Origin of the sequence: Bradyrhizobium sp., assembly GCF_016462955.1 — a bacterium.
Lineage (GTDB): Bacteria > Pseudomonadota > Alphaproteobacteria > Rhizobiales > Xanthobacteraceae > Bradyrhizobium.
In genome coordinates this window covers 4,856-7,834 of record NZ_JAEMSD010000332.1, presented here as the reverse complement: position 1 = coordinate 7,834, position 2,979 = coordinate 4,856, and the positions used below count along the sequence as shown (strand labels likewise).

4 protein-coding genes and 1 pseudogene are annotated in these 2,979 nt (G+C 65.9%); 4 read left to right on the top strand and 1 reads right to left on the bottom strand.

Annotated features, from left to right (window positions below; all coding sequences use genetic code 11):
• The 4 genes from soxX to soxA form a co-directional block, all read left to right on the top strand.
• The coding region (gene soxX / locus JHD07_RS27080; protein WP_291627616.1) for a sulfur oxidation c-type cytochrome SoxX at positions 1 to 345 on the top strand (345 nt) is incomplete at its 5' end.
• A 4-nt stretch (positions 346 to 349) separates the two neighbouring features.
• Positions 350 to 817: a SoxY-related AACIE arm protein gene (locus tag JHD07_RS27075; RefSeq protein WP_291627614.1), complete on the top strand. Its 468-nt coding sequence runs from the start codon at positions 350 to 352 to the stop codon at positions 815 to 817.
• Entirely contained in the window at positions 817 to 1,134 is a 318-nt protein-coding gene (gene soxZ, locus JHD07_RS27070; RefSeq protein WP_291627612.1) for a thiosulfate oxidation carrier complex protein SoxZ, read from the top strand. The genes JHD07_RS27075 and soxZ overlap by 1 nt, the downstream gene beginning before the upstream one ends.
• A 32-nt stretch (positions 1,135 to 1,166) precedes the next feature.
• A complete protein-coding gene (soxA, locus tag JHD07_RS27065; RefSeq protein ID WP_291627610.1) occupies positions 1,167 to 1,949 on the top strand; it encodes a sulfur oxidation c-type cytochrome SoxA in 783 nt (260 codons plus the stop codon).
• Positions 1,950 to 2,002: 53 nt separating this feature from the next.
• Here soxA and JHD07_RS27060 read toward each other — a convergent pair.
• A pseudogene (locus JHD07_RS27060) lies at positions 2,003 to 2,979 on the bottom strand (regulator); the annotation flags it as partial.

Below are 2,979 nucleotides of genomic sequence, written 5' to 3'. Positions count from 1 at the left end.
ATTCCCGCCACGCTCACCGGCTCACCCGGCGATGCCGCGCGCGGGCGCGCTCTGGTGCTCGCGCGCGCGACGACCTGCATCCTCTGCCATTCCGGCCCATTCCCGGAAACGCGGTTCCAGGGCGACCTCGCGCCGGATCTCACCGGCGCCGGGAACCGGTGGTCGGTCAGCCAGTTGCGGCTTCGACTGATCGATGCCTCGCGCTTCAACCCGGACACCATCATGCCGTCCTATTATCGCATCGACGGCCTCGTTCGCGTCGGACGCAACTTCGCCGGCAAGCCGATCCTGTCGGCCGCGGAGATCGAGGACATCGTGGCTTTTCTTGCAACGCTTCGGGACTAGATCGATGTCAACCACGCGACGACATTTCCTGCGCCTCACCGGAGGCATCACGGCCGCCGGGACGATCCCGATCGTCACGCTGCGGCCGCTCGAAGCGACACCGACAATGCTCAACACCGCAATCCGTGACGTCGTCGGCGAAGCGCAGGTTCACACCGGAAGGGTCAAGCTCGACATTCCGCCGCTAGTCGAGAACGGCAACACGGTGCCGATCACGGTGAGCGTTGCAAGCCCGATGACGGCGACCGACTACGTCAAGTCCATCCACGTCTTCAACGAGAAGAACCCGCAACCGAACATCGGCAATTTTCATCTCGGCCCCTCCTCCGGCCGGGCCCGGGTCTCGACACGGATCCGGCTCGCCGACACCCAGAAGGTGGTCGCGATCGCGCGCCTGTCCGACGATACGTTCTGGCAGGTCGCCGCCGATGTGGTCGTGACGCTGGCCGCATGCACCGAGGAGATGAACTGATGGCCGCCCTCATCAACGTTCCGGCCAAGGCCAGACGCGGCGACATCATCGAGCTCCGCACGCTGACCTCCCACATCATGGAGACCGGCTTCCGCCACACCGCGGACGGCAAGCTGGTGCCGCGCGACATCATCACGAGTTTCATCTGCCGCTACAATGGCGCCGAGATCTTTCGCGCCGACCTCTTTCCGGCGATCGCAGCGAACCCGTATCTGTCCTTCTTTACCGTCGCCAGGGAGAGCGGCACATTCGAGTTCGAATGGGTCGGCGACAACGGCTATTCCTCGACGGCATCGGCAGTCATCACGGTCGAATGACCTGTCGAGTGATCTCTCGAATGATCCCTCGAATGATCCCTTGGCGCGCGATAGCGATTGCGGCATTGCTGGCCGGTGCGGCCACGGCCCTGCTCGCCGGCGACATCCCGCCCGAGGCGCGTCGCTCCGGCTACACCTTCATGGGCCTGGACACGCGCGCCATGCAGGATGACGACACCAGCAATCCCGGAATGCTGTTCGTGCTCGACGGCGAAGCGCTCTGGGCGAAGAAGTTCGGCAGCATCGGCAAAGCCTGCGCGGATTGCCATGGCGAGGCGCGCAGCAGCATGAAGGGCGTCGCGGCGCGCTACCCCGCCTTCGACAAGGCTCTCGGTCGTCCCGTCACGCTCGACCAGCGCATCAATCTCTGTCGCGCCAATCATCAGCAGGCGACGCCGCTGCCCTACGAGAGCCGCGACCTGCTCGCATTGTCCGCCTTCATCGCCCACCAGTCGCGCGGCGCTCCGATCACGGCCGGTGACGATCCGCAGGCCAAGCCTTTCATCGCGCAAGGCCGCGCACTCTACATGCAGCGCCAGGGGCAGCTCAACCTCGCCTGCACCAATTGCCACGACGACAATTTCGACAAGCGCCTCGCCGGCGCGCCGATCACGCAGGGACAACCGACCGGCTATCCACTCTATCGTCTGGAATGGCAAACGATGGGCTCGCTGGAGCGGCGGCTGCGGAGCTGCATGACAGGGGTCCGGGCCCAAGCCTATGACTATGGCTCGCCCGAGCTCGTCGCGCTCGCGCTCTATCTGATGTCGCGTGCGCGTGGCCTGCCGATGGAGACGCCGGCCGTGCGTCCCTGAACCAGAACGGCCGGGACATGGCCCGGCCGTTCCGCAAGCCCCCTCGTGCAGGACTACTCCGCCGGCGCGGCCGACATCTCCGGATGCGCAGCATAGTGCTCGCTCGTACCGAGCTTGCCGGCGGCGAACAGGCCTGCGGCCATCACGGCATAGGCCAGCGCGACCGCCGGCGTCACGCCAAAGCCGCCGCCGATGCCGACCGCCTCACCATGCATGAAGCCGAAATAGGTCAGGATCGCCCCGACCAGCGCGAAGGCGGACGCCTTCTCGAAATCGCGTTCGATGATGAAGACGCCGATCGCCCCAAGGATCAGGCCGCCGAGGATGGAGCCGCCGCCCATCACCTCGAGGCCGTGATAAAACACGCCCTGCTGCGGCAGGGCGGCAATCGCGGCTGCCTTGACCGCATCGGCCTTGTCGGCCGCCAAGCCGCCGACGCTTGCCGCCGCATTCATGGTCGAGCCGAGCATGGTGTCGATCTGGAGCTTGGCCCAGGCGGCCAGATGCGGGGTCAGCGCCAGCACGATCGCGGGCGCGTGCTTGACCGGCGTGGTCTGGAAGGCCTGCGCGCCGATGAGCATGCCGATATAGAGCAGGATCGGCGAGATCGCGACGACAGGAACCAGCGCCAGCAGCACCGAGATGATGCCGAACCAGGACAGCACGACCACCATGATGCCGGTCGCCGCGGAGTAGCCGATCCGGCCGCCCATCGCCTTCCAGCCGGGATGGCCGATATAGACCGCGTTGATGAAGGGGTTGCCCATCAGGCAGCCGATCAGGCTGACGACGCCGTCGGCGGTGAGCACGCGCGTGGTGGGATAGTCGTCGCCGGCTGCTTCCGCGCTCTCGACATTGTCCATGGCCTCGACGAGGTCGTAGATGCCGAACGGAATGGCCGTGACCAGGATGATGCCGAGGAACTCGAAGCCGGAGAAGACATAGCCAAAGGCCGGGATCGGCACCGAGAAGCCGAAATTGGCAAAAGCCGCGCCGACACCCGCGATGCTCAACCCGCCGAGGCCAAGGC